This window comes from Paracoccus sp. SJTW-4 (genome assembly GCF_047716885.1).
In the GTDB taxonomy this organism is placed as follows: domain Bacteria; phylum Pseudomonadota; class Alphaproteobacteria; order Rhodobacterales; family Rhodobacteraceae; genus Paracoccus; species Paracoccus solventivorans.
Map to the genome: position 1 here is coordinate 3,097,195 of NZ_CP136681.1, position 26,518 is coordinate 3,123,712.

Consider the following 26,518-nt stretch of genomic DNA (forward strand, 5'->3'; position numbering starts at 1 on the left):
GAATGCAGCGGCCGCGCCCGGCGGGGACCGGGCGCGGCATCTGATGCGGGGGGCAGCGGCTCAGGCGGCGCGTTCGGGCAGTTCCAGCCCCAGCCAGTCCTGATAGAAGCTGTCGATGTCGGGCTCGAAATCGTGGATCACCGGATACCACGGGGTCGGCGCCTCGACATCCAGCAGGTCGCCGGACAGCGGGCAGTAGTATTCGCGGATCACCTGCCAGCTGGTGGTGGGGGCCATCAGCCGGGGATAAAGCTCCTCCATCTCTGCGTCGGTTTCGCGGACATGCATCACCGCGTGCAGTTTCCAGTTGTCGCGCCAGTCGCAGAACTCATGCCCGGCCAGGCTTTTCACCACCCATTTCCTGTCCGACTTGCGCTGGACGATGAACAGCTTGGGCCCCAGCGGCAGGATGATGCGGTCGTCCCACGGCACCTGTTCCTGCAGGATTTCCAGGTAGATCTCGAACCGCTCCTTGTCCTTGGGGGTGGACAGCATGGTGTGCAGGGTGTCGCGGTCGATGGTGCCTTCCACCAGGTCCCGGATCTTGTTCTTTGTGTAAGCCATCGTGATTTCCTTTCGGGTTCAAGGGGGTGCCGCCCGCCAGGGGCGGCACGCGGCATCACTCGTCGACGAACTTGACCGTGCGGACATCCGGCAGTTCCGAGATGTCCATCGAGTATTCGCGCCCGTAGGAGGGGATCGGCAGGTCGGCCTCCTGCAGCTGCCAGTCGGCGGGCAGGTCCCAGAACTTGCGGAAGCTTTCCTCGAAGCGCGGCCCCAGCTTGAAGCTGGCGGCGAACATCTGCTGGACGTGGACGCCGGCGTCCTTGGCCAGGATGCGTTCGCGTTCGCCGGCCATCCAGTCGCGGGTCGGAACCGCGCGGGCCAGCCGCTGCTTGCGGATTTCCGCGCGGCGTGCCTCGGTTCCGGCCTCATCTACGCCGAACAGCCCGTCTTCGCCCTTGACCAGCTTGACGCCATAGACCGAGTTCGCAAAACGCTCGATCAGATAGCCGCCGTTCACATCGTCGGCCACGCTTTGGGGAACGCGGTCCAGCGGGTCGCCAAAGCCAGGACCACCGCGCATGTAGTTCAGGTAAAGATCGTAATCCTTGAACATCGCTTCGGTGGTGATGGCCTGCTTGTCGCGCTTGATCAGCGCGTCAGGGATCAGGCTGTCCCAGACCGGGTTTTCCGGGTCGTGGTCACCGCCATGCGGGATCTCGCCCCCATCCGCGATGATCTGCTTGAGGTTGGTGTCATGGGCCTCGAAGCGATAGCCTGATGCCGCCGGATAACCGCCCATCAGACCCCAGTCAGAGCTGATATGGCCGTTGCCCATGAAGAACATCGTCCAGTCCTTGGCGTTCCAGACCATGCGCAGCGACTGGAAGCCGCAGCCGCCGCGATACTTGCCCGCGCCGCCCGACGAGGCCTTGATCTCGCGCCCCAGATAGATCAGGGGCTCGGCCAGCTCCCAGATTTCCATGTCGCCCATGTCGCCTTCCGGGTTCCAGATGGCTGCGGCGTGGCTGATCCCGTCCTTGTGGGCGCTGGCGCCCACCCCGTTGGCGGCACATTCGAACGAGTTGACGGCGTGAACTTCGTCAAACTGGTTGAAGCCACCGCCTTGCAGCCAGTTCGAGGTATTGGCGTTGCCGGCGTTCACCTCCTCCAGATAGCCGCGCCCGAAATAGCTGCGTGACAGCCCGCGCCACAGCGAGGTCCAGGAACTGACCAGGAAGTGCCACGAATAGCTGAAGGCCACCCGGCGGTCGTCGGGGTTCATCCAGGTGCCCTTGGGCAACCGGAACTCGGTCCCGTAGGCGGCGCCGTCGTTGATCATCTCGGTCGGGATCAGCGATTGCGTCATCATCACCCAGATACCCGAGGTAAAGCTGACCGCATGGGCGTTGTAGGTATGCCAGCCCCAACGGGACGAGCCCTCGAAGTCCAGCCGCCATGTTGCGTCGGGGCGGATGGTGATCTCGGACGGGGTGTGCATGATCGTGTCGACCTTCGCGAAATCCGAAGGCACCCGCACATCCTCGTGCTCGTAAGGCACATCGACGAAACCGACCTGGCGATATTTGCCCGGGATGGTCATCGCCTTGATGCGGGCCTGCAGGCCCTGCCGACCGTGCTCGATCGATTCATAGGCGAATTTCATATAGGCATCGATGCCTTCGTCGGCGATCACCTGCTCGACCAGATCACGGATCATGTGGCAGCCGGCAATGCGGGTGCGCTCGTCCAGCATCCAGTAGCGCGTGGTCCGCACCGAGCGCTGGCTTTCATGCAGCCAGTCGCGCAGCAGCGTGTCGTTCTGGCCGATCTTGCGGCAGGTGATCTGATAACCGTCGCCGAAGCGCTGCACCTGTCCCGTGGACATCGAGCCCGGGCCGACCGAGCCGGTGTCGATCACGTGCGTCACGCCGCCGACCCAGCCGATCAGCTTGCCCTCGTGGAACAGCGGCACGATGGTGTGGATGTCGCAGGTATGGACGTTGCCGATCAGGTTGTCGTTGTTGCAGAAGATGTCCTTGTCGTTGATGCCGGGGTTCGATTCCCAGTCGTTCTCGATCATGTACTTGATCGCCGCGCCCATGGTGCCGACGTGGATGATGATCCCGGTCGAGGTCAGGATCGCGTCCCCCGCCGCGTTATAGAGCGTGAAGCAAAGCTCGCCTTCCTGCTCCACGATCGGGCTGGCCGCGATCTTCTTGGCGGTCTCGCGGGCGTCCACCACCCCGGCCCGCAGCCGCGAGAACAGCTTGTTGTACAGGATCGGCTGGCTGTCGCGCAGTTCCAGCTTTTTGATGCCGGCGTAATGGCCGGTGCGCTTGGTGGCCTCCATCAGCCGGTCGCGGTGCTGTTTCAGGGTCTCGCCGCCGCGGACGATGCCCTCGAAATTGGCTTGGATGTTCATTGGTCTTTCCTCCCCTCAGATTTCTTTCAGGTGGAACAGGCGGTGGCCGTCCAGGAACGTCTCGAAGCCGCCGGGCACCACCAGCGTGGTGGCGTCGGATTCGATGATCGCGGGGCCGGTGATGCGGTTGCCGGGTTGCAGGGTTTCCATCTGGTACAGCTGCGCATCCACCCATTTCTTGTGGCGGTAGAACTTGCGCGTGCCCAGTTTCGCGCCCTCGGGCGGGGTTTCCGGGCCCAGCTCTTCATGCGGGATCTTGGGCTTCTGGATCGGCACCATGCCGCGCATGATCGCGCCGGTGACCGAATACCCCAGCTCGGGCGAGCGGGCCGAGGCGGCATAGACCCGGCCGTAGGTGTCGTTGAACGCCTCGACCAGCTTGTCCCAGTCCTCGGCGGTCGCGGCCGACGAGATCGGGGATTCGATTTCAAGGTCGTTCAGCTGGCCGCGGTACTGCATCCGGAACCCGGGTTGCAGCGTCACCCTGTCGGCGGAATAGCCGTTGATGGCGAACTCTTCGAGCACGCGTTCCTTCAGCTCGTCCCAGGCCGCCTGCAGGATGCGGGCCTGATCGGCCTTGGCGCCGTCGGCGGCATCGGTGGCGATGTTGATGTCCAGCGACTTGTCGTAGCGGTATTCGAAATCCGCCGCCGCGCAGCCGAAGGCGCTGAAGCCCGCGGCCCAGGCCGGGATGATGATGTCCTCGAACCCCATCCCCTGCGTATAGCCGTAGGTGTGGACCGGCCCCGCGCCGCCGTAGCTGAAGCAGACGAAGTTGCTGGGGCTCGACCCCTTGCCCGAAATCATCGAGCGCACATAGTCGCGCAGGTCGCTGTCCAAGAGTTCGATCACCCCGGCGGCGGCATCCTCGACCGACAGGCCCAGCGGGTCGGCCACCTGTTCCTTCATCGCGTTCCAGGCGCGCTCTCGGTCCAGCTTGACCTGCCCGCCCAGGAAGTTGTCGGGGTTCAGATAGCCCAGGATGACGTGGCAGTCGGAAATGGTGACGATTTCCACCCCGGACTCCGCCCAGCAGACGCCCACGCGATAGCCGGCGCTGTCCGGTCCCAGCTTGATCGCCTTGGTGTAGGGGTCCAGCCGGATATAGGTGCCGGCGCCCGACCCGACCGAATCCATCGCCACCAGCGGCAGCGACAGCACCAGCCGCGCCATGTCGGGGTCGTTCTTGATGGTCAGCTCGTTCTGGGTGATCAACGCCACGTCGAACGAGGTGCCGCCGATGTCGGTGCAGGCGATGTTGGAATAGCCCAGCGTCTCGCCCAGGTATTTCGCCCCGATCACGCCGCCGATGGGGCCGGACACGATGGTGCGCGCCAGCTCCTTGGCCTTCCAGCTGATGGTGCCGCCGTGGGTGGCCATCACCCGCATGTCGAACTTTGCGCCATGTTCCTGGAACGCGGCCGAGATCTGCTTGAGCGACTTGCGCGAGGGCTCCGCCGCGAACGCCTCGAGCACGGTGGTGTTGGTGCGGTGGGTTTCCTTGCGCAGCGGGTAGTAGTCGACCGAGGCGAACACCGGAATGTCCTTGCCCGCGGCCTTGACCTCTTCCAGCACGATGTCGCGGACGCGGCGCTCATGCGTGGGGTTCTTGTAGCTGTGCAGGAACGAGATCACGATCCCTTCCACATCCTGCTCGATCAGCTCGCGCGCGGCTTTCCTTGCGCCCTCCTCGCGCAGGGGGATCACCACGGTGCCGAACATGTCGACGCGTTCCATCACGCCGCGGGTCAGGTGGCGCGGCACCAGCGGGTCGTCGTAGTAATGGGTGTTCAGGTGGATGCGGTCCTCGTATGCGAAGCCCAGATAGGCCTGGATCGCGCGGCCCATGCGGTGGAAATCCTCCATCCCCGCATTGACGATCAGCCCGGTGCGCAGCCCCTTGCGCTGCACCACGCGGTTCAGCATCGCGGTGCCGGAATAGACCCCCGTCTGCAACGAGGCCAGCGCGTCGGACAGGTTCAGCCCCCAGGCCTCGAGCCCCTCGCGCGAGGATTCGATCAGCCCGATGGATTCGTCCTGCGGCGTCGATTGCGCCTTGCCCACGACGAAATCGCCGTCGGCATCCACGAAGAATGTGTCCGTCATGGTCCCGCCGGCGTCGATGCCCAGCACCTGCACGGACCGCTTGTTCTTGCTGTCAAGTGGCACGTCTCACTCCTCCCTTTGACCGGCCCGCCATGGCTGGCGGGTCGGGGTCAGGATGGAATCAGGCGTGATCGGCGGGGTGTCCGATATTCGGACAGGCTGACGGACATGCTGCGGACGCGCCTTACGGCTTGCTGCGCGGCCGCGCGATCCCGTAGGCGTCAAGCTTGAGATAGAGGGTCGAGCGCGCGATCCCCAGCCGCCGCGCGGCCTCGGTCATGTTGCCGGCGGTGGCGTCCAGCGCGGCGATGATCTCGGCCTTTTCGACGTCGAGCAGGCTGTCCTCGCGCAGGGGCTCGGCCGGGGGGCGGCCGATTTCCGGCGGCAGGTCGCGGGCGTCGATCAGCGCGCTGCGCGACAGCGCCGACTGGGCCGAGACCAGATTCTGCATCTCGCGCAGGTTGCCGGGCCAGGAATGCGCGCGCAGCACCGCCATGGCGCCGGCGGTGAAGCGCAGCTCGCGCCCGCCGTTTTCCTGCCGGTGCCGGGCCAGGATCGCCTGCAGATACAGCGGGATTTCCGCCGGGCGGTCGCGCAGCGGCGGGATGGTCAGCCTTGCGCCCGCGATGCGATAGTAAAGCTCGCGGTGCAGGCTGCCGTCCTGCATCATCTGGAACAGCGATCGCGAGGCCAGGGTGATGACCCGGCAGCCGGCGCGCTCGGCGGTCTCGATCACGCTCAGCAGCAGCTTCTGCACCGCCGGGCTGGCGCGGCCGGGGCTGTCGAGGCACAGCGTGCCGCCGTCAAGCGCCAGCGCCCCGCGCGCCATGTCCGCGCGCAGCCCCTCGTCCGACAGCAGCGCGCATTCCAGCATGGTGAAGCGGCCGGCGCGGGCGGCGGACGCGGCGTCGTGCATGGCGCGGGCAAGCGTGGCCTTGCCGGTGCCGGTCTCGCCCTCGATCAGGATCGGCAGGCTGGTGTCCAGCAGCCGCTGCGCCTGCGCCACCAGCTCGGCCATGGTGGCGCCGGTGCGGCCCAGCTGCGCCAGGTCCAGCGCCTCGGGCTTGCGCCGGGCGCGGCGGGCTTTCAGCGAGATAACCACCCCGATCGCATCGGCGCGCGGCTCGATCACGTCCAGCGCCGCGTCGGGCAGATGGCCGGCCAGCGCCTCGGCGGCGCGGTCGGCGCCCAGCTCGATCAGCTCGGGCAGGCGCTGGCGCAGCCCGGCCAGCGCCTGCGAAAACTCGGGCGCATGGGCGAACTCGCCCGACGAAAAGATCTCGGCGCCGGTGCGGTCCAGCAGCAGCACCGGTTCCGACAGGCGGCGCTGGTGCAGACATTGCAGCAGCAGCTGGCGGTCCTGCGCCAGCCGGTGGGCCAGCTCGCTTTCCACCTGCAACGCAAAGGCCGAGGACAGCGCCGTGCTGCCCGGCTGTTTCTGCCCCGCCGACCACGAGATGTTCAGCACCCCCAGCAGCTGCCCGGTGCCGGGGTCCTTGATCGGGCTGGCCGCGCAGTTCCAGCGCTGGATTTCCTCGAAGAAATGTTCCGGCCCGTCGACCTGCACCGAGCGTCCCAGGTGGATCGCGGTGCCGATGGCGTTGGTGCCGATGGCGGTTTCGGACCATTTCCCGCCCAGATGCAGGTGGTTTTCCCGGCCGCGGGCGATGGTGTCCGAATCACCCGCCGCATCCAGCACCACGCAATCGTGATCGCACAGCAGCAGCATGTTGCCGGACTGGCGCAGCAGGAAATCGGCCTTGGACAGCGCCGCCTGTGCCGCCTGCCGCAGGCGCCGAGCGCGGGTCCGGGTCGTATGCAGGTCGTCAGGCGCCAGCATCGGGGCGTATTTCGGCGAAGCCATGGCCAGCTTTGACGAGCGTTTCCAGCTTTGCAACACGACTTCGCGGATGCTGGGGGGCACCCGCCCGACAGCACGAAAACTTTCCCAATCGGATTTCGAAATGCTGGCGACCATCAGCCCCTCCCCTGACAAACGGTCCGTGCACTCGCGATTATCTTGCACACGGGCCGCAGTGCCGCAACGATTCATCCCGGCGCGGGCGGTGCGCCGCCGGTGCGGGGACGGGGGTGGCCACATATCGACGCAGGCGGCGCGATGCTCTGGCCACGGGCGGGGGCGGAGTTATTCTGGGGCGCGGGCGCATCATCCGGCCGCGCCAAAGCGGCCGCGGCCGGCATCCGGCGCCCGAGCACCCGGCAAACCACGGAGATTTCCATGAAATACAGCTTCAAAGGCGATACCGTCCTTGTCACCGGCGCGGGTTCCGGCATCGGCGAGGCGACGGCGCGGCTGCTGGCGGACAACGGGCTGCGGCTGGTGGTGTCGGACATCGATTCGGGCAAGGCCGAGGCGCTGGCCGCCGCGATCAGGGACGCGGGCGGGCAGGCGGTGGCCCATGCGGGCGACGTGTCCCGCCCCGAGGATGCGCAATCGGCGGTGGCGCTGGCGGTCGAGCGGTTCGGCGTCCTGCACATGGCCTTCAACAATGCCGGCATCGGCGGCACGCTGCTGCCGGCGGGCGAGCTGTCCCCCGAGGACTGGCAGCGCGTCATCGCCATCAACCTCAGCGGCGTGCAATACGGGCTGCGCCACCAGATCCCGGCGATCCTGGCCGCGGGGGGCGGGGCGATCGTGAACATGTCCTCGATCCTGGGGCTGGTCGGCAATCCCGGTGCGCCCGCATATGTGGCGGCGAAACACGGGGTCACCGGGCTGACCCGCTCGGCCGCGCTGGCCTATGCGGCGCAGGGGGTGCGGATCAACTCGATCCACCCGGGCTATGTCGACACCCCGCTGCTGGACGCGCTGGACGCCGACACCCGCGCCGCACTGGTCGGGCAGCACGCCATCGGACGGCTGGGCCGGGCCGAGGAGATCGCCCATGCGGCGGCGTTCCTGCTGTCCGAGGGCGCCAGCTTCATGGCCGGCGCCGCGCTGGTGGTCGACGGCGGCTATACCGCCGCCTGAACGGCACCCCGGCTCAGCGCCGCGGCGGCTTGCCCGGTCCCCGCGGCTTGCCCGGGCGCTGCGGCCGTGCCGCACCGCCCGCAGGCTTGGCCGGGCGCCTGGCCCCGGGCGCCGCCGCGGCGGCGCGTTTCGCCCGCGGAGTGGCGGGCCGTGCGTCCGGCTGCTCGTCGGGCCGCGGGTCCTCGGCGCCGTATTTCCTGGCCCCGTATTTGGGGGTGCCGTATTTCTCGGCGCCGAACTTGCCCGCACCGGGTTTCTTCGCGCCGTATTTCGCCGGCGCCTGCGGCGGCTGGCCGTCGGCGTCCGGCAGCGGCTGCCACCGCGGCGGGTGCGAGGGTTCGGGGGCGGCGCTGCGGCGGGGTGCGGCGGTGCGGGGGCGGGGGGCGCGGTCATCGGCGGGTTCGCCGTCGATGCGGCGCATGACCAGCCCCGGCTCGATCTCGGTCAGCGGGCCAAAGCGCGAGGCCATGGCGGCGGCGATCTGCACGAAGCTTTCGGTCTCGCGCACGCGGATCGCGCCGATGGCGTCGCGGGTGATGCCGCCGGCCTCGCAGATCTTGGGCAGCAGCCAGCGCGCCTCGGCGCGGCCGGTATGGCCGACCGACAGCGAAAACCAGGCGGCATCGCTGAAATCGCCGCGCTCGCGCGGGGCAGGGGCCGGGCCGCCGGGAACGGGCGCGTCGGCCAGTTCCTCGGGGACCGGACGCCCCTCGCGCCACAGCCGGGCAAAGGCGGCGGCGACCTGTCTTGCGTCGAAACGCTCGAGCAGCCGGTCGGCGGCCTCGGCCTCGTCATCCGCGTCGGCGATCAGGGCCGGGTGGTCCAGCATCCGCGCATCGTCGCGCGCCCGCACCTCGTCGGCCGAGGGCGCCTTGCCCCATTCCGCCGTCACCCGCGCCCCCTGCAACAGCCGCTGCGCCTTCTTGTAGTCCGCGGGCGTGACGATCAGCGCCGAGATCCCCTTGGACCCCGCCCGGCCGGTGCGCCCCGAACGGTGCAGCAGGGTTTCGGAATTGGTCGGCAGGTCGGCGTGGATCACCAGCTCGAGCCCCGGCAGGTCGATGCCGCGCGCGGCCACGTCGGTGGCGATGCAGACCTGCGCACGCCCGTCGCGCAGCGCCTGCAGGGCGTGGGTGCGTTCCTGCTGGCTGAGCTCGCCCGACAGCGCCACGGCGCGAAAGCCGCGGTTGCCCATCCGCGCCAGCAGGTGGTTCACATTGGCGCGGGTCTTGCAGAACACGATGGCGGTGCGGGCATCGTGGAAACGCAGCAGGTTGAAGATGGCGTTCTCGCGGTCGCGCAGGGTGACGCTGGCGGCGCGATAGGCGATGTCGCCGTGCTGGCGCGCCTCTCCGGTCGCGACCACGCGCAGGGCGTCGCGCTGGAACTCGGTCGCGAGCCTGGCGATGGCGGGCGGCACGGTGGCCGAAAACATCAGCGTTCGGCGCTCGGCCGGGGCGGATTGCAGGATGAACTCGAGATCCTCGCGGAAGCCGAGGTCCAGCATCTCGTCGGCCTCGTCCAGCACGCAGGCGCGCAGGGTGGACAGGTCCAGGCTGCCGCGTTCCAGATGGTCGCGCAGCCGCCCGGGGGTGCCGACGACGATCTGCGCGCCGCGGTCCAGCGCCCGGCGCTCGGTGCGGAAATCCATGCCGCCTACGCAGGTAGCGATCTGCGCCCCGGTCCCGGCGTAAAGCCAGCCCAGCTCGCGCGCCACCTGCAACGCCAGTTCGCGCGTGGGGGCGATGGCCAGCGCCACCGGCAGCCCGCCCAGCGGCAGCTGCCCGTCGTCGAGGATGTCCGAGGCCATCGCCAGCCCGAAACCCACGGTCTTGCCCGAGCCGGTCTGCGCCGACACCAGCAGGTCGCGCCCGGTGGTTTCGGGGGTCAGCACCGCCTGCTGGACAGAGGTGAGGCTGGCATAGCCCTTGGCAGCCAAGGCCGCGGCCAGCGGCGCGGCGAGTTCGTGATCGGTCATTGTAATCAGCCTGAAGGGGATGGCGCGCATCCGTGGGACGGCACCTAGCCCCTTGCGCGCGGGCCGCCATGGCCTGCCGCCCCGGTGTCCATGGGCCGAAAGCCGGGTTCCTGCCGCCCCGGCGCCGCGAAGTCAACCCCGTATGCCACGGTGGGGGAACGAAAACCGGGGGGTCCGGCGTTTCCATCAGGCGGCGATCCGCCGCACCCTCATCACAGGAAGGAGACCCGACATGTCCTGCATCAAGCCCGCCCTGGCGGTGGCCGCGATCCTGGCGATGGCGGCCTGCACCCCGGGGCCGACCACCACCACCATCACCACCCCGAGCAGCGATCCGGTCAAGGTCGTCACCCCGCCCGGCGGCGATTCCGTGACGGTGGTCACGCCCTGACCGGCCAGCCGGCGCCGGTGCCGTCCACGGGGCTGCCGTCCCCAGGCGCGCCGGCGCTGGAATGCCGGCCCGGCTGCGGGCTCAGTCGCGGATCTCGTCGGGATCCACCCCCCACAGCGAGGTCTTGGGCACCCAGCCCTTTTCCCCGCCGCCCGACACCCGGCACCAGTCGGGCGTGCATTCGTGCAGCCGTACGATGGCGCCGGCCTCGGCCCGCGCCAGCACCGAGGCGTTCAGGTCGGCGCGGCTGCGCAGTTCGGCCATGTCGGTGGTGATGATGGCGGTGCGCACCCCCGACAGCAGCGAATAATGCACCCAGCCGCCGGCGCCGTCCTGGTCCTCGACCCGGCGCCAGTGCCCGAACTCGGCCACCACCAGCAGCGGCATCCCCGGATGGCGGAACACCCAGTCGATGCGGTGCGACAGCGAGGGGCCGCGCCGCGCGTTGCCTTCGCCCCCCTTCAGGCTGACGTAGCGGGGCAGCGGCAGGTTGGTGACCGGGCCGCGATTGGGGTCGCGCGGGGTGGCCTGATGGCGGCTGATCAGGGAATCGGCGGTCACGTCGCTGCGGTCGATCTCGATCGCCGGGTCGGCGCCCCCGTCCTGCGCGGCGGCCGGCGCCCCCCACAGCGCGGCAGCGGTCACCGCCGCGGCCAGCAGCGCCGCCCAACCCGGATACCCGGTCCGTGCAGCCTCTGCCCCGGATCGCTTGGTCATGTCGTCTTCCTTGCCGGCCGCGGAAAGCACCGCGGCATGTCTGCCCGCCCGTCCGGGGTCTTGTGCAAGCCCCGGCTTGCGGGCAGTTTGCCAAACGTAATCCGGCATTGGAAGAGAGGTCACATGGCTGACATCGCACCCAAGCGTGATCGGCTCAAGGTCGTCGTGACCCGCCGCCTGCCTCAGGCGGTCGAGGCGCGTCTGGCCGAGCTGTTCGACGTGTCATTGCGCGAAACCGACACCCCGATGACCCGCGAGGAACTGGCGCGGGCGATGCGGGACAGCGACGTTCTGGTCCCCACCATCACCGACCAGGTCGACGCGGGGCTTCTGGCGCAGGCGGGCGAGCGGCTGCGGCTGATCGCCAACTACGGGGCGGGGTTCGATCACATCGACGTGGCCTCGGCCCGCAGCCGCGGCATCCAGGTCACGAACACCCCCGGGGTCGTGACCGAGGACACCGCCGACATGGCGATCGCGCTGATGCTGGCCGTGACCCGCCGCATCCCCGAGGGCCTGGCCGAGATGCAGTCCGGCCGCTGGCAGGGCTGGTCGCCCACCGCGCATCTGGGCGGGCGCATCGGCGGGCGCCGGCTGGGGATCCTGGGCATGGGCCGGATCGGGCAGGCGGTGGCGCGGCGGGCCAATGTCTTCGGGATGCAGGTGCATTACCACAACCGCCGCCGGCTGCGCCCAGAGGTCGAATCCGACCTGCAGGCGACATATTGGGAAAGCCTCGACCAGATGCTGGCGCGCATCGATATCCTGTCGATCAACGCCCCGCACACCCCCTCGACCTTTCACCTGCTGAACGCGCGGCGGCTGAAGCTGATGAAGCCGACGGCGGTGGTGGTGAACACCTCGCGCGGCGAGGTGATCGACGAGAACGCCCTGACCAGGATGCTGCGCGCGGGCGAACTGGCGGGGGCGGGGCTCGACGTGTTCGAGCACGGCCACGACATCAACCCGCGGCTGCGCGAGGCCCCGAACGTGGTGCTGCTGCCGCATATGGGCTCGGCCACGGTCGAGGGGCGCAACGAGATGGGCGAAAAGGTCATCATCAACATCAAGACCTTTGCCGACGGCCACCGCCCGCCGGACATGGTGCTGCCCTCGATGCTGTAAGTCGACACACACGCCCCGCAGCTGCTGCGGGGCGTTTTCTTGCGCGTGGTCGCGTGGACGATCCGGGAACGGAAAAGGCCGGCCCCGCAGGACCGGCCTTTTTCGATTGGAGCGGGCGATGAGATTCGAACTCACGACCCTAACCTTGGCAAGGTTATGCTCTACCCCTGAGCTACGCCCGCGCCCCGTCCCGGTAGCATCCGCTGCCGGTGGAGGGGGATTTAGACAAGCTTGCCGGGGGGTGCAAGAGGTAAAATGCACCGTCTCGCCCATTGGCGCGGCCGGAGCCTCCGGCGGGGATATTTGGGGACAGAAGATGCCTGCCGCCGGGGGGCGGCTCTTGACGCGGGCGGCGTGCTGCTGGCCAATGGCGGCGGACCACAGGGGCGGCAATACATGGCGCGAAGCGACGAGTTGAACGATTTCGTGCGCGCGGGACTGGCCTCCGGGCGCAGCGGCGACGAGTTGGCGGGGGCGCTGACGCAAGCGGGGTGGAGCGGGCGCGAGATCGCCGCCGCACTGGCCGCCTGGCTGCCCGCGGCGCCCGGGCTGCCGCCGGTGCCGCGGCCCCGCGCCTATGTCTCGGCGCGCGAGGGGCTGATCTACGGGCTGCTGTTCCTGCTGCTGGGGCTGATCTGCTGGCATGTCACCATGCTGGGCTTCGAGGTGATCGAGGCGCTGCTGCCGGACCCGGACCAGCGCTATTACTATCCCTCCACCTCGTCCATGCGGTGGAGCATGGCGACGCTGATTCCCACCGTGCCGCTGTTCCTGCTGCTCAACCGCAGGGTGATGCGGGACACCGCGCAGGACAGCGGCCGCCGCCGCTCGCTGGTGCGCAAGTGGTTCGCGGCGATGACGCTGCTGCTGGCCTCGCTGGCACTGCTGGGCGATCTGGTGGCGGTGATCTATTCGCTGCTGAACGGCGATCTGACGCCGCGCTTTGCCGCCAAGGCGGCGCTGATCGCCGCCGTGGGCACGCTGGTGTTCGCCTATTACCGGGGAGAGCTGGATGACTGAGCCGGGCGGGCGCAGACAGGGGCAGGGCTGGGCCAGCTGGGCCATCGCCGCGCTGGCGGCGGGGGCGGTGGTCGCCGGGCTGGCGATCGCGGGCGGGCCGGTGCATGCGCGCAAGGAACTCCGCGACGACGCGCGCGCCGCCGATCTGTCGCGCCTGTCCAGCCATATCTCGTGCCTGGTCGGCGATTCGGGTCCGCGCGAGCTGCCCGCCGATCTGTCCCCGACCGAGGGCTGCCCCGGCCCGGTGCCGCTGACCGACAGCCGCAGCGGCGAACCCTATCGGATCGAGCCGCTCGCCGACGGGAAATACCGGCTCTGCGCCGCATTCGAGCTGCCCCCGGCCGACCCTCCCTATCGCTGGGGCGGCGAGCGGCGCGACGGCGACTGCCTGATCTACACGCTGCCCGCGCGGCCGCAGCCGGCGCCGCCGGCCGCCGCCCCCGCCTGAGCGCAACCCGCACCGCCAAGGGCTTCGGGCGGTCGCAAATATCCTCAGGGGGTGAATGCCGCGCGCCCGCGCGCGGCAGAGGGGGCGCGAGTGCCCCCTTGCTTCACTCCAGCTCGACCAGCAGGTCCTTGGCGTCGATCTGCGCGCCGGGCGCCACATGGATCGCCTTGATCCGGCCGGCGCGGTCGGCGTGGATGGCGGTTTCCATCTTCATCGCCTCGATGGTCAGCAGCAGGTCGCCGGGCTGCACGCTGGCCCCGGGCTGGACCACCACGCTGGCCACCACCCCCGGCATCGGCGCGCCGACATGGGCAGGGTTGCCGGATTCCGCACGAGGGCGGGCGGCGGCGGTGGCGCTGGCGCCGCGGTCGGGGACGCGGACGGTGCGCGGCTGCCCGTTCAGCTCGAAGAACACCTTGACGTGGCCGGCGTCGTCGCGGTCGCCCAGCGTCAGCAGCTGGATTTCCAGGGTCTTGCCGGGGTCGATCTCGACGCTGATCTGCTCGCCCGGCTCCATCCCGTAGAAGAAGGCCGGGGTGGGCAGGGTGCGGACCGGGCCGTAGATGCGATGACGCTCGGCATAGTCGGTGAACACCTTGGGATACATCAGCCAGCCGTTCAGGTCCTCGTCGTCGACCGGGCGTTCCAGCGCCGCTTCCAGCTCGGCGCGGGCGGCGGCCAGATCGACCGGCGGCATCAGCGCGCCGGGGCGGGTGGTGATCGGGGCCTCGCCCTTCAGCACCTTGCGTTGCAGCGCCGGTGGCCAGCCCCCGGGCGGCTGGCCCAGGTTGCCGCGCATCATGTCGACCACCGAATCGGGGAAGGCGACCTCGACCGCGGGGTCCTCGACCTGCGCCCTCGTCAGCCCCTGCGCCACCATCATCAGCGCCATGTCGCCCACCACCTTCGAGCTGGGGGTGACCTTGACGATATCGCCGAACATCGCGTTCACGTCGGCATAGGCCTGCGCGATCTCGTGCCAGCGGTCCTCGAGCCCGAGCGAGCGCGCCTGCGCCTTGAGGTTGGTGAACTGGCCGCCCGGCATCTCGTGCAGATACACCTCGGAGGCCGGGGCGCGGCTGCCGGCCTCGAAGGCGCAGTAGAGATCGCGCACCCGTTCCCAGTAGTTGGAAATCTCGCGGATCGCGGCCAGATCCAGCCCGGTGTCGCGGTCGGTGCCGGAAAGCGCAGCCACGATCGAGCCCAGGCAGGGCTGCGAGGTGCCGCCCGAGAACGCGTCCATCGCCGCATCCACCACCGCCACCCCGGTTTCCGCCGCCGCCAGCACGGTGGCGCTGGCGATGCCGCTGGTGTCGTGGGTGTGGAAATGGATCGGCAGTCCCACCTCGTCGCGCAGCGCGGCGAACAGCACCCGCGCGGCCTCGGGCTTCAGCAGCCCGGCCATGTCCTTGACGCCCAGCACATGGGCACCGGCGGCGCGCAGCTCCTGAGCCATGGCGACGTAGTATTTCAGGTCATACTTGGCGCGGGCGGGGTCCAGCAGGTCGCCAGTATAGCAGATCGCGGCCTCGCACAGCTTGCCCGAATCGATCACCGCATCTATGGCGACGCGCATGTTCTCGACCCAGTTGAGGCTGTCGAACACCCGGAACACATCGACCCCGGTCTCGGCCGCCTGGCGCACGAATTCCTGCACCACATTGTCGGGATAGTTGGTATAGCCGACCCCGTTCGACGCCCGCAGCAGCATCTGCGTCATCACGTTGGGCATCGCTGCGCGGATGTCGCGCAGCCGCTGCCACGGACATTCCTGCAGGAAGCGATAGGCCACGTCGAAGGTCGCCCCGCCCCAGCATTCGACCGAGAACAGCCCGGGCAGATTCGCCGCGTAAGAGGGCGCGACCCGGATCATGTCGATGGACCGCATCCGTGTCGCCAGCAGCGACTGATGCCCGTCGCGCATGGTGGTGTCGGTGATCAGCAGCCGGCGCTGCTGCTCCATCCACGCCACCACCCCTTGCGGGCCCTCGCGTTCCAGAATCTGGCGGGTGCCCTCGGGCGGCTGGCCCGTGGCTCCGGTCCGCGGCGCGGGGGGCACCGGCGCGCGGGCGCGGGCGGGGCGCGGGCGGCCGGCGGTTTCGGGGTGCCCGTTCACGCTGATGTCGGCCAGATAGTTCAGGATGCGGGTGCCGCGGTCCTGGCGGGGGGCGAACTCGAACAGTTCGGGCGTGGTGTCGATGAATTTGGTGGTGGCCTGGTCAGACAGGAACACCGGGTGTTTCAGCAGGTTGATGACAAAGTCGATGTTGGTCGAGACGCCCCGCACCCGGAATTCGCGCAGCGCCCGGTCCATGCGGCGGATCGCGGCCTCGGGGGTCTGCGCCCAGGCGGTGACCTTGACCAGCAGCGAATCGTAATAGCGGGTGATGACCGCGCCGGCATAGGCGGTGCCGCCGTCCAGGCGGATGCCGTTGCCGGTGGCGCTGCGATAGGCGGTGATGCGGCCGTAGTCGGGGATGAAGTTGTTCTGCGGGTCCTCGGTGGTCACCCGGCACTGGATCGCGTGGCCCGAGAGCGTGATTGCCGCCTGCGAGGCCATGCCGGTCGCCTGCGCCAGCGTCGCGCCCTCGGCGATGCGGATCTGGGCCTGCACGATGTCGATGCCGGTGACCTCTTCGGTCACGGTATGCTCGACCTGGATGCGCGGGTTCACCTCGATGAAATAGAAGGCGCCCGAGTCGATGTCCTGCAGGAACTCGACGGTGCCGGCGTTGCGATAGCCGACGGCTTGCCCGATCTTCAGCGCCAGCCCGCAGACCTCGGCGCGCTGCTCGTCGCTGAGATAGGGGGCAGGGGCGCGCTCGACCACCTTCTGGTTGCGGCGCTGCACGGTGCAGTCGCGTTCATACAGGTGATAAAGCCCGCCGTGGCCGTCGCCCAGCAGCTGCACCTCGACGTGGCGGGCGCGCTGGATCATCTTTTCCAGATAGCCCTCGCCGTTGCCGAAGGCGGCCTCGGCCTCGCGCCGGCCTTCGCGGATCTTTTCCACCAGCTCGTCGGCCGAGGCGATGGGCCGCATCCCCCGGCCGCCGCCGCCCCAGCTGGCCTTGAGCATCAGCGGATAGCCGATCTGCGCGGCATCGCGCCGGATCGCGTCGAAATCCTCGCCCAGCACCCCGGTCGCGGGGATCACCGGCACCCCGGCCTCGATTGCCACCTGGCGGGCGCTGGCCTTGTCGCCAAGCGCGCGCATGGTCTCGGCCGTGGGGCCGATGAAGGCGATCCCGGCCGCCACGCAGGCATCCACGAAATCGGGGTTTTCCGACAGCAGCCCATAGCCCGGATGGATCGCGTCGGCGCCCGATTCGCGGGCCACGCGGATGATTTCGGGGATCGACAGATAGGCGGCGACCGGCCCCAGCCCCTCGCCGATGCGATAGGCCTCATCCGCCTTGAAGCGGTGCAGGCTCAGCTTGTCCTCCTCGGCGTAGACCGCGACCGTGCGCTTGCCCAGCTCGTTCGCCGCCCGCAAAACCCGGATCGCAATCTCTCCGCGGTTCGCGACAAGGATTTTCTGGAACATCGACCGTTGCCTCCATCAGCCGTATCGCGCGCAACCTTTCAGCAGGGCTGCGCGGCTGCAAGCGGTTATCGACCACCCCAGCGCCTTGCGCCGAAGAATGCGCGCAGCAGCGCGGCCGAATCCCCGGCGCGGATGCCCTCGTAGACCTCGGGGCGGTGGTGGCATTGCGGATGGTCGAACACCCGCGCCCCATGCGCAACGCCACCCATGCGCGGGTCGGGCGCCCCGTAATACAGCACCGCGATGCGCGCGGCCGAGATCGCGGCGGCGCACATCGGGCAGGGCTCCAGCGTGACCCACAGCCGATGACCGGGCAGGCGTTCCGAGCCCGCGGCGGCGCAGGCGGCGCGGATCGCCAGGATTTCCGCGTGTGCGGTCGGGTCGGACAATTCCCTTGTGCGGTTGCCGGCGCGGGCGACGACGCGGCCCGCGGGGTCGGTCAGCACCGCGCCCACCGGCACCTCGCCGCGGGCGGCGGCGGCGCTGGCCTCGGAAAGTGCTGTGTCCATCTGGCTGTGAAACATGCCCACCGATGCCCCGGCCGCAGCGTTCTTGCAAGGACGGCTTTCCGCGGCGCCCGTCTGCGGATACTCTGGGCCACTTGACCACCGCAGCGATGCGCAGGAGATCGCCATGACCGACCAGCCCACCCCCGACAACGACGACCAGATTCCCAAGCCGCCCCCGGCGATGGAGCCGACCGAGACCGCGCCGGAGGCCGAGCCGACCGGCGACAGCACCGAAAGCGCGCCCGAGCCGGAGACCCCCGAGGGCGAACGCATCGCCAAGGTGATGGCCCGCGCCGGCGTTGCCAGCCGCCGCGAGGCCGAGCGCATGATCCTCGAGGGCCGCGTCACCGTGAACGGCCGCAAGATCGCCAGCCCGGCGCTGGACATCCTGCCCACGGACCAGGTGCGCATCGACGGCAAGCCGATGGAGGCGCCGCAGGAAACAAGGCTGTGGCTCTATTACAAGCCGGTCGGGCTGGTGACCTCGGAATCCGACGAAAAGGGCCGGCAGACTGTGTTCGACGCGCTGCCGCGCGACCTGCCGCGGGTGATGAGCGTGGGGCGGCTGGACCTCAACTCGGAAGGGCTGCTGCTGCTGACCAACGACGGCGAGCTGAAGCGGCGGCTGGAACTGCCCGCCACCGCCTGGCTGCGCCGCTATCGGGTGCGCGTCAACGGCAACCCGACCGAGCTGACCTTTGACCCGCTGCGCCGCGGCGCCACCATCGACGGCGAGGATTTCGCCCCGATGGAGATCAAGCTGGACAGCCAGCAGGGCGCCAACGCCTGGCTGACCGTCGGCATCCGCGAGGGCCGCAACCGCGAGATTCGCCGCGCCATGGCCCATGTCGGGCTGCAGGTGAACCGGCTGATCCGCATCAGCTACGGCCCGTTCAAGCTGGCCGGGCTCGAGGTGAACGAGGTGCGCGAGGTCAAGCGCCGCATCCTGCGCGACCAGCTGGGCGGGCTTTACACCGGCGAGACCGAGGGCGAGGACAACACCCCGCGCCGGCCCCGCGCCTCGGGCGCTGCGCGCGACATGGGGCTGCGCCCCGACCGCCCGCCCCGCCGCGATGCCGCCGAGGGCGAGCGCCCCGAGCGCAAGCCGCGGATGCGCAAGGCTGCCGGTGAGCGGCCGGAGTTCCGGAGCGAGCGCCCGCAGCGGGATGGGGATGAGCGGCGGCCCTTCGCCCGCCGCGATGATGCGCCTCGCGGTGAACGGCCGCAGCGGGATGAGCGTGGGCCGCGTCCGGCGCGCGAGGGCGGGTTCGACCGCAAGCCTCGCTTTGCGCGGGAAGGGGAGGAGCGGCGTCCGTATGCCCGCCGCGATGATGCCCCTCGCGGTGAACGGCCGCAGCGGGATGGCGAACGCGGGCCGCGCCCCGCGCGCGAGGGCGGTTTCGACCGCAAGCCGCGTGTGGCGCGGGAGGGGGACGAGCGGCGTCCTTATGCCCGCCGCGATGACAGCCCTCGCGGCGAGCGGCCGCAGCGGGATGAACGTGGGCCGCGCCCCGCGCGCGAGGGCGGGTTTGATCGCAAGCCACGTGTGGCGCGTGACGGCGAAGAACGGCGCCCGTATGCCGGCCGTGACGGCGAAGAACGGCGTCCGTTTACCCTCCGCCGTGCCGAGGGGGATCGGTCCGAGCGCGCCGCGGGCAAGGGGTTTTCCGCGCGGCCAGAACGTGGCGACGCCCGGCCGGGCGGGAAGAGCTTCGGCGCGCGCGGGGCGCCGCGGCCCGAAGCGGGCAGGGCCGAAGGCAGTGGCCCCCGCAAGGGCGGCGGGTTCAAGCCCGGGTTCAAGTCCTCGGGTCCGGGGCGCAGCGGTCCGGCGAATACCGGCCCACGCAGCGGCGGACCGCGCGGCAGCGGCCCCAAGGGCGCAGGCCCGGGCCGGGGCGGGCCGAAGCCGGGCCCGAAAGGCGGCGCGCGGGGTTAAGTTACCGCGCAGCCTGATTTCCTTGCGGAACTTCGGCGCGGCGCCGGGGCGATTCGCCCGTGGCCGCGCCGGTGATTCGGCGCCCCCGCGGCTGGTGCGGATGCGGCCCGGCTGAACCGGGTCCGAGGATCGGCGGCAAGCCGCGCCGGGCGCGGGAAAAATGCGCAGCATCTTGCCGGAGTTTTCCGTCGGGCGATGCAAAATTGCCACGGTGCCGGCTGCTTTCCGCTGCCGCGGAACTGGGCTGCGATGCCGGTGTTGGCCAATATGCAACAGTGGCGGCGGACCCGCTACCGCGGCCGTCCGTGCCGCTTTTCTAGGGTCCGGCTTTATGCGACTGTCGCTGCGATGCTGTCGGGCAACCGGCAGACTTCAAAAAGAAATACGGAGCATGATCATGACCAAACTTTCTGCCGTCGCCGTTGCCCTCGGCCTGACCGCCTCGTCCGCCTTCGCCGGTGGCTACGTTGCCCCCGTCGTCGACGTCGAGCCCGTCGTCGTCGACACCCGTCCGGCCTCGACCAACGCCGGCCTCGTCATCCCGGCGCTGCTGCTGCTGGGCGTCATCGCCGCGGTGGCTTCGGACTGATCCGACAAACCATTGGTTTCAATGGGAATACGAAAGGCCGGTCCTTGCGACCGGCCTTTCCTTTTGCGGTCTGCGGCTTGGCTCGGGAAGGCGCCGGTCCGGGGGTTTTTGGCGCGGGATTTCTGGGCCAGTTGTGACGCCGTGCCCGCTTGCGTGACCCGGAACTCTGCAAATCCTGCGTGCATGTGATGGTTAAGACCCGAACGGCCGAACTTTTCCGATGTTTTTGTTGTAAGTTGTTTTACAGCTTTCCAATTTTAATGACATGTGCGAGTGATCCTGGTTAATGCCGTGCAGACGGCAGGTTCCGAACGCATGAGGATCATCATGAAGAAATTCACTGCTTTCGCCGTGGCCCTCGGCCTGTCGGCGTCCACCGCGCTGGCCGGCGGCTATGTCGCCCCCGTCGTCGAGGTCGAACCTGTCGTCGTCGACACCAAGCCGGCCTCGACCAACGCCGGGCTGATCATTCCGGCGCTGCTGCTGCTGGGCGTGATCGCCGTCATCGCCTCGGACGACGATGACGATCCTGCGCCGGCGGATCTCACCTGATTCCTGCGCTGACCCAGGACCAGTCTTCGGACTGGTCCTATTTATTTCTTTCAAGTTTTCGTGACCTGTGAGAGATTCGGAATACGCTGCCGGGCGACCGACGGTGCGCAACCAGTCATAAGAGCATGATCATGACAAAATTCACTGCCTTTGCCGCTGCCCTTGGCCTGTCGGTGTCCTCGGCATTCGCCGGCGGCTATGTCGCCCCGGTTGTCGAGGTCGAGCCGGTGGTCGTCGATACCAGGCCCGCCTCGACCAACGCCGGGCTGATCATTCCGGCGCTGCTGCTGCTGGGCGTGATCGCCGTCATCGCCTCGGACGACGACGATGACAGTCCGGCGACTTCCGAAGGTGGGGGAGGGGGGGGAGGCTGATCCCCGCGCTGAACCAGAACCAGTCCACGGACCGGCTCTCTCCCACCCATGAAAAACCCGCCGACGGCGGGTTTTTTCCTTCGCAGCGCGTCAGTTGCGCAGCACCTGGATGGTTGCATAGCCCAGGCCCGGGCCGATCCATTGCCGCGACACCCCGGCCGCGGGCAGGTAGCTGTTCTGAAAGCTGATGCCGTGGCCGGCGCAGTCCTCGACCATCACGCCGGCGTTCGGGCCCGGGCCGACGCGGCAGGCGAATTCCAGCGGCCGTTCCAGCCCGTCGCCGCTGTAATAGCGCATCACCCGCCGCGCCTGGCCCGAGCGCCCGGCGGCGATCAGTGCGGCCGCGCCATCGGCTTCGGCCACCGACAGGTCGTGCCCCAGCCCGCGGGTGCCGGTCAGCATGACGCCGCGCAGGATCAGCGCCTGCTCGGTCTTGGTCATATAGGTCCGCATCCCGCGGTTCTCGCCCACCATCGCCAGCACCTGGGTGGTGCCCTGGTCCTCGAGCCCGACCAGGATCAGCGGCCCCGGGTTGGCAGCCAGCGCCTCGGCGGCCATGGCCTGCGGGTCGCGGGCCGTCGCCGCGGCCGGGGCCTTGCGCGCGCTGACGGTGTCGCGCAGCACGGCGCTGCCGACGCCCAGCATCGAGGGGCCGTCGCTGTCGGCGGGCGTGCCGCCCGAGCCGCCCGAGCACCCCGCCACGGCCAGCAGCGCCAGCGCCGCGGCCGCCTGTCGGATATGCCTGCTCATCGCCAGAACCTCCCCCAGCCGTCGTAAACCTTGGTCGAATGACTGTCGCGAATGACGTGGTAAAGCCGCTCGGTGCGCACCCGCTGCCCGCTGTCGCGGGTGTTCGAGCTGATGCTGCCGCCCACGCTGCGCTTCGACGGGGTCCCCAGCGCCCAGTTCATCGGGATCTGCACCGAGACGCCCTTGTCGAACGACCCCTCGCCGGAATCGTCGTCGCTGAGGTCGGTTTTCGTCACATAGGCGCTGACCGACCAGCCGCTGGCAAAATCGCGCCGCAGGCTCAGCGTGGCGCCGGTGTCGCCGGCCAGGTATTTCCCCACGTCGAGTTGGCCCATGAAGCCGTCGCCCAGCTCGTAATAGGCCGAGGCATGGGCGGTGGTGACCTCGTAATCCAGAAACTCGAAGGCGTCGCGATAGTCGCGCTTGCGGACCCGGTTGACCTCGGCCCCCAGCGCCAGCCGCGACTCCACCGGCTTCCACAGCACCTCGGTGGAAATGCCGCCATACATGGTTTCCAGCAGCCCGACGGTGACGCGGGTGTAGATCGCGGGGGCGGGGTGGGCGTTCCAGTTCAGCACCAGCTGCGGCACCTGCAGGCGGTCGTTGCCGGAATACATGCGGCTGTCCGAGCGCACCCGGGGGATGCCGCCGTTTTCGTCTACGATCTGGTCCCAGGTCGCGTTGCGATAATCATCGATGGTCCAGGTGCCGGGTGCCTTCTGGTCGGCGTTGCCGAACAGGCGCTGGCGCAGCGTGCCTTTGACGGTCAGCCCCGGCGTCAGCTCGTAGCTGCCGTTCAGCGCGGCGCCGACCTCGTAGCGCAGCGGCTCGTCGGGGTCGAACAGGCCGACGGTGAAGGACGGCCCCAGCGACCACTGGAAACGGGGGGCGATGCCGGGGCTTTGCACCAGCAGATCGTTGCGCGCGGCGGGGTCGGTCAGGGTGGCGACGGCGGCGATGCGCCCGGCCTCGGTATTCTCCAGCCGTTCCACGTCCGAGCGGCGGAAGGTCAGCGACGAGACCGGCATCCCGCCCTCGACCGAGGTCACCACCAGCGTTTCGACCGACGGCGGCAGCGCCCGGGTCATCAGCCGGACGGTGCGCCCGATGGCCTCGGCCTGCTGGATGTGGCGGGTGTTACGGATGCGGACCTCGGCCCTTGTCGCGGTCAGCGCCATGGATTCGAGCGTCTGGCCCTCTTTCGCCAGCGCGTCGCCCAGGGCCTTCTGGATGGCGGGCTGGGCGGTGGGGTCGGCGGACCAGCGGCCCGACCAGCCCTCGGGGTCGGCGGCGGGGGCAACGCGTGGACGGACCGGCGCCGGGGCCTTTTCCAGCCCCGAGGGGTAGGGCGCCTGCCGCGGGTTCAGCGCCAGGCTGGCCTGGATGCCGAAATGCCGCCCGCCCAGCACATAGGCGCCGATGTTGTAATGCTGCCCGGCCCGATAGTTCAGCCCGAGGTTGAGGTTGTTCTTCAGCGCCTCGTCGTCGCTGCGCCACAGCGGCACGGGGCAGCTGTCATCGCCGGTCTCGCAAGCGTAATCGTCGCCGGAATATTCCGCCAGCAGCGTCAGCTTGTCGGTCGCCTGCCAGGCGATATTGGCAAAGGGCGCCATCTCGCCCCGGAACCAGCTGGCGTTGGTCAGCCGGCCGCGGTCGCTCGCATCCGGCACCGGCCGGTCGTCGCTGAGCGAGCCGATGCCGCCGGAACTGGCCAGCCGCCCCCAGCCCAGCCCCGCCGATACCCGCAGCCGCGGGGCCAGGTTCCGGGTGGCAACGATATATTCCGAGGAATAATAGCCGGTGCCGATCATGTCCTGCAGCCCGACCGCGACCGAAGGGCGCCAGCCGTCCGGGTCCTCGGTCAGCAGCTGCAGCCGCAGGTCGAACGAGCGCTCGCGGGTATAGCCGTGCGCCATCGCCTCGTTGTCGAACTTGCCATAGCGCAGCACCGCGCTGACCCGGGGCAGCACCTGGAAGCTGACGCCCACGCCGTTGCCGCCGACGCCGGAATAGCCCAGCACCGCGCCCAGCGTGCCGTCTGGCATCATCTCGGCCGAGGGGGTGTCGATGGCGCCGGGCAGGGCATAGCGGTTCAGCACGATGCCCGGATCGGCAAGCCCGGCCCCGGCCGGCACCAGCGCCGCCACCACCGGCAGCGCCGAGGCGAGCAGCCGGCGGGTCGTGGGGGTCGGGCGTCGCTTGGTCATGCGGGGCTGTCCTTTTGCGGCGGTCTTGCAGGGGGGCGATGCGTCCGGGGGGCGGTCGGTCGGTCGGCAGGGTCCCCGGGCCGCGCGCGGCGCGCCGCCCGGGTCCTTGTCAGGCGGCGGGCTTGGGCGCGGCCGGGGTGGCGGCGGCCTTGGCGGACGGCGCGCCCGAGGCGGGGGCAGCCGCGGCTGGGGCTGCCGGTGCGGCGCAGCCGTTATAGGTCTGGCCGCCGGCGCGGACCAGCGCGCTCAGCTTCTGCTTGCCGCAATCGGCGCTCTGGATGCGCAGGACAAAGGGCTGGCCGCCCAGCGTGCCGATATATTCGACGCCGCCCGACCACGGGATGCGCCGCACCTCGACCTGGCGGGCGGCCGCGCCCTCGGGCTGGAACCGCGCCGTGCTGCCGCTGACCGAGGCCGCCCAGCCCTCGCCCCCGGCCACCAGATCGGTGACGGCCAGGGTGCGGGCCTCGGCGGTGGCGACCTTGGCGGTCGGGCCGGGGATTTCCAGCGGCTGCTGGGTCGGAGAGCCGCCGGTCGGTTCCGGGATATGCGGCGGCGCGGGCTCGGCCGGGGTCTCTGCCACCGGCTCGGACTTGTCCCAGGGCATCCGCATGTCGTCGCCGCAAGCGGCCAGCGCCAGCGGTGCCGCCAGCAGGGCTGCGCGCATGAAGGGGCGCGCAAGGGGGCGCAGGTTAGGGCGCAAGGTCATCTCGATACTGTCCCACAGCCGGTTTTTCCCCCAGCCTTAGCCAGCAGCCCCGCCAGTGACAAGCATTTGCGCAGCAGCAAGCCGCAGGTGGGCGGGGTTTTCGCCATCAACAGTTCGGGACATTGACCGCCAGCCCGCCCAGCGAGGTCTCCTTGTATTTCTCGCTCATGTCGCGGCCGGTCTGGCGCATGGTCTCGATCGCGGCGTCCAGCGGCACGAAATGCGCGCCGTCGCCGCGCAGCGACAGGCTGGCGGCGCTGACCGCCTTGATCGCGCCCAGCCCGTTCCTTTCGATACAGGGCACCTGCACCAGCCCGCGCACCGGGTCGCAGGTCATGCCCAGGTGATGCTCCAGCGCGATTTCGGCGGCGTTTTCCACCTGCGCGGGGGTGCCGCCCAGCACTGCCGCCAGCCCGGCGGCGGCCATGGCGCTGGCTGAACCCACCTCGGCCTGACAGCCGGCCTCGGCGCCCGAGATCGAGGCGTTGTGCTTGACCAGCCCGCCCACCGCCGCCGCGGTCAGCAGGAACATGCCCAGATCACGTTCAGAGGCGCCGGGCACATGGTCCAGCCAGTAGCGGATCACCGCCGGCACCACCCCCGCGGCGCCATTGGTGGGGGCGGTGACCACCTGCCCGCCGGCGGCGTTCTCCTCGTTCACGGCCATGGCATAGGTGGACATCCAGTCGTTGATGACATGGGGCGCGGTCAGGTTCTGCCCGCGCTCGGCCAGCAGCGCCTGGTGGATCGCATGGGCGCGGCGGCGGATGTTCAGCCCGCCCGGCAGCGTGCCCTGCACCGCCAACCCGCGGTCCATGCAGTCGCGCATCACCTGCCAGATCCGCGACAGCCCCGCGCGGATCTCGGTCTCGCTGCGGAACACGCGCTCGTTGGCCAGCTTCATCTGCGCGATCGACAGCCCCGATTGCGCGGCCATCGCCAGCATTTCGGCTGCGGTGGCGAAGGGATAGGGGACGCTGCTCGAGGCATCGCTGCGCCGCTCGGCCGCGGCCTCGGCCAGCTCGGCCTCGGTCAGCACGAAGCCGCCGCCGATGGAGTAATAGGTCTCGCGCAGGATCACGTCGCCCTGCGAGTCCGTGGCCATCAGGATCATGCCGTTGGCGTGGCCGGGCAGGGGGCGGTCGTAGTCGAAGACCAGATCCGCCGCCGGGTCGAAGTGCAGCGCCCCCAGCCCCTCGGGATGCAGCAGCAGGGTGTCGCGATTGGCCGCCAGCGCCGCGTCGGCGGCGGTGCGGTCCATGGTGTCGGGGGTGAACCCGGCCAGCCCCAGGATCGTGGCCCGGTCGGTGGCATGGCCCTTGCCGGTAAAGGCCAGGCTGCCGTGCAGGCTGGCGCGCAGCCCCCGCGCCTGGAACGGCGCCGCCCGCAGCAGGTCCAGAAACCGCGCCCCCGCCACCATCGGCCCCATGGTATGGGACGACGACGGCCCCACCCCGACCTTGAACAGATCGAACACCGACAGGAACATCCGGGACTCCTCCATTCCGCCTCGCCCTCGCCGGGCAGGCTAGCCGCGCGCCCGGGCCTGCGCCAGCGTTTCCGCAAGCCCCCGGCGGGGGCGCGGACGGCCTTGCGGGCCGGGTTCCGCAGCAGCGTGGCGAAAGGGAAACACCCTTGCGAC

The 26,518-nt window shown here is 69.7% G+C and carries 21 protein-coding genes and 1 tRNA gene; 9 read left to right on the plus strand and 13 right to left on the minus strand.

The annotated features are described in order from the left end of the window. Positions 1–60: 60 nt before the first annotated feature. The 4 genes from RSP45_RS15200 to RSP45_RS15215 all read right to left on the minus strand — a co-directional run bounded on the left by RSP45_RS15200 (position 61) and on the right by RSP45_RS15215 (position 7,013). Positions 61–564 carry an acetone carboxylase subunit gamma gene (locus RSP45_RS15200; protein WP_415392573.1) on the minus strand — a complete coding sequence of 168 codons (504 nt, stop codon included), beginning with the start codon at positions 562–564 and terminating at the stop codon, positions 61–63. A gap of 55 nt (positions 565–619) precedes the next feature. Beyond that, a complete protein-coding gene (locus RSP45_RS15205) occupies positions 620–2,929 on the minus strand; it encodes a hydantoinase B/oxoprolinase family protein (protein ID WP_415392574.1) in 2,310 nt (769 codons plus the stop codon). A 15-nt stretch (positions 2,930–2,944) separates the two neighbouring features. Further along, positions 2,945–5,098: a hydantoinase/oxoprolinase family protein gene (locus RSP45_RS15210; protein ID WP_415392575.1), complete on the minus strand. Its 2,154-nt coding sequence runs from the start codon at positions 5,096–5,098 to the stop codon at positions 2,945–2,947. 121 nt (positions 5,099–5,219) lie between these two features. Continuing rightward, the gene (locus RSP45_RS15215) at positions 5,220–7,013 is read right to left on the minus strand and encodes a sigma-54-dependent Fis family transcriptional regulator (RefSeq protein ID WP_415392576.1); all 1,794 of its coding nucleotides are present in this window, start codon (positions 7,011–7,013) and stop codon (positions 5,220–5,222) included. Positions 7,014–7,274: 261 nt separating this feature from the next. Here RSP45_RS15215 and RSP45_RS15220 point away from each other — a divergent pair, with 261 nt between their 5' ends. Then, the gene (locus tag RSP45_RS15220) at positions 7,275–8,027 is read left to right on the plus strand and encodes an SDR family NAD(P)-dependent oxidoreductase (protein ID WP_415392577.1); all 753 of its coding nucleotides are present in this window, start codon (positions 7,275–7,277) and stop codon (positions 8,025–8,027) included. Between the two features lie 13 nt (positions 8,028–8,040). On the opposite strand, the gene RSP45_RS15225 is transcribed toward RSP45_RS15220, so the two are convergent. Beyond that, positions 8,041–10,005 carry a DEAD/DEAH box helicase gene (locus tag RSP45_RS15225; RefSeq protein WP_415392578.1) on the minus strand — a complete coding sequence of 655 codons (1,965 nt, stop codon included), beginning with the start codon at positions 10,003–10,005 and terminating at the stop codon, positions 8,041–8,043. Between the two features lie 232 nt (positions 10,006–10,237). Between RSP45_RS15225 and RSP45_RS15230 the strand changes: the two genes are divergently transcribed. Beyond that, entirely contained in the window at positions 10,238–10,396 is a 159-nt protein-coding gene (locus RSP45_RS15230) for a hypothetical protein (RefSeq protein ID WP_415392579.1), read from the plus strand. Between the two features lie 81 nt (positions 10,397–10,477). Here the strand turns inward: RSP45_RS15230 and RSP45_RS15235 are convergent, their stop codons facing one another. After that, positions 10,478–11,113: an SH3 domain-containing protein gene (locus tag RSP45_RS15235; RefSeq protein WP_415392580.1), complete on the minus strand. Its 636-nt coding sequence runs from the start codon at positions 11,111–11,113 to the stop codon at positions 10,478–10,480. Positions 11,114–11,236: 123 nt separating this feature from the next. Here RSP45_RS15235 and RSP45_RS15240 point away from each other — a divergent pair, with 123 nt between their 5' ends. Further along, entirely contained in the window at positions 11,237–12,238 is a 1,002-nt protein-coding gene (locus RSP45_RS15240) for a D-glycerate dehydrogenase (RefSeq protein WP_324331511.1), read from the plus strand. A gap of 107 nt (positions 12,239–12,345) precedes the next feature. Here RSP45_RS15240 and RSP45_RS15245 read toward each other — a convergent pair. Next, positions 12,346–12,420: transfer RNA gene (locus RSP45_RS15245), tRNA-Gly, on the minus strand. A 214-nt stretch (positions 12,421–12,634) separates the two neighbouring features. Between RSP45_RS15245 and RSP45_RS15250 the strand changes: the two genes are divergently transcribed. After that, positions 12,635–13,258, plus strand: coding sequence for a DUF5671 domain-containing protein (locus RSP45_RS15250; RefSeq protein ID WP_415392581.1), 624 nt, complete (start codon positions 12,635–12,637; stop codon positions 13,256–13,258). Beyond that, on the plus strand, positions 13,251–13,706 hold the full coding sequence (locus RSP45_RS15255; RefSeq protein ID WP_415392582.1) for a hypothetical protein: 456 nt from the start codon (positions 13,251–13,253) through the stop codon (positions 13,704–13,706). Before RSP45_RS15250 ends, RSP45_RS15255 begins: the two co-directional genes overlap by 8 nt. 103 nt (positions 13,707–13,809) lie before the next feature. On the opposite strand, the gene pyc is transcribed toward RSP45_RS15255, so the two are convergent. Together pyc and RSP45_RS15265 are read right to left on the minus strand one after the other, a co-directional pair. Continuing rightward, the gene (gene pyc / locus RSP45_RS15260; RefSeq protein ID WP_415392583.1) at positions 13,810–17,250 is read right to left on the minus strand and encodes a pyruvate carboxylase; all 3,441 of its coding nucleotides are present in this window, start codon (positions 17,248–17,250) and stop codon (positions 13,810–13,812) included. Between the two features lie 65 nt (positions 17,251–17,315). Further along, positions 17,316–17,759 (minus strand): nucleoside deaminase, encoded by a 444-nt coding sequence (locus tag RSP45_RS15265; RefSeq protein WP_415392584.1) that lies wholly within the window; start codon positions 17,757–17,759, stop codon positions 17,316–17,318. Positions 17,760–17,883: 124 nt separating this feature from the next. Between RSP45_RS15265 and RSP45_RS15270 the strand changes: the two genes are divergently transcribed. The 4 genes from RSP45_RS15270 (at position 17,884) to RSP45_RS15285 (ending at position 21,210) form a co-directional block, all read left to right on the plus strand. Beyond that, a complete protein-coding gene (locus tag RSP45_RS15270; protein WP_415392585.1) occupies positions 17,884–19,695 on the plus strand; it encodes a pseudouridine synthase in 1,812 nt (603 codons plus the stop codon). Between the two features lie 391 nt (positions 19,696–20,086). After that, on the plus strand, positions 20,087–20,284 hold the full coding sequence (locus tag RSP45_RS15275) for a hypothetical protein (RefSeq protein ID WP_073064084.1): 198 nt from the start codon (positions 20,087–20,089) through the stop codon (positions 20,282–20,284). Positions 20,285–20,611: 327 nt separating this feature from the next. After that, positions 20,612–20,836 (plus strand): hypothetical protein, encoded by a 225-nt coding sequence (locus tag RSP45_RS15280; protein ID WP_415392586.1) that lies wholly within the window; start codon positions 20,612–20,614, stop codon positions 20,834–20,836. A 131-nt stretch (positions 20,837–20,967) separates the two neighbouring features. Beyond that, positions 20,968–21,210, plus strand: coding sequence for a hypothetical protein (locus RSP45_RS15285; RefSeq protein WP_415392587.1), 243 nt, complete (start codon positions 20,968–20,970; stop codon positions 21,208–21,210). A 90-nt stretch (positions 21,211–21,300) separates the two neighbouring features. Here the strand turns inward: RSP45_RS15285 and RSP45_RS15290 are convergent, their stop codons facing one another. The 4 genes from RSP45_RS15290 to RSP45_RS15305 all read right to left on the minus strand — a co-directional run bounded on the left by RSP45_RS15290 (position 21,301) and on the right by RSP45_RS15305 (position 26,365). Beyond that, positions 21,301–21,960: a YjbF family lipoprotein gene (locus RSP45_RS15290; RefSeq protein ID WP_415392588.1), complete on the minus strand. Its 660-nt coding sequence runs from the start codon at positions 21,958–21,960 to the stop codon at positions 21,301–21,303. Beyond that, positions 21,957–24,167 (minus strand): YjbH domain-containing protein, encoded by a 2,211-nt coding sequence (locus RSP45_RS15295; RefSeq protein WP_415392589.1) that lies wholly within the window; start codon positions 24,165–24,167, stop codon positions 21,957–21,959. The genes RSP45_RS15290 and RSP45_RS15295 overlap by 4 nt, the downstream gene beginning before the upstream one ends. Before the next feature lie 109 nt (positions 24,168–24,276). After that, on the minus strand, positions 24,277–24,834 hold the full coding sequence (locus RSP45_RS15300) for a hypothetical protein (RefSeq protein ID WP_415392590.1): 558 nt from the start codon (positions 24,832–24,834) through the stop codon (positions 24,277–24,279). A gap of 148 nt (positions 24,835–24,982) precedes the next feature. Continuing rightward, a complete protein-coding gene (locus RSP45_RS15305; RefSeq protein WP_415394088.1) occupies positions 24,983–26,365 on the minus strand; it encodes an L-serine ammonia-lyase in 1,383 nt (460 codons plus the stop codon). Positions 26,366–26,518 lie beyond the last annotated feature (153 nt).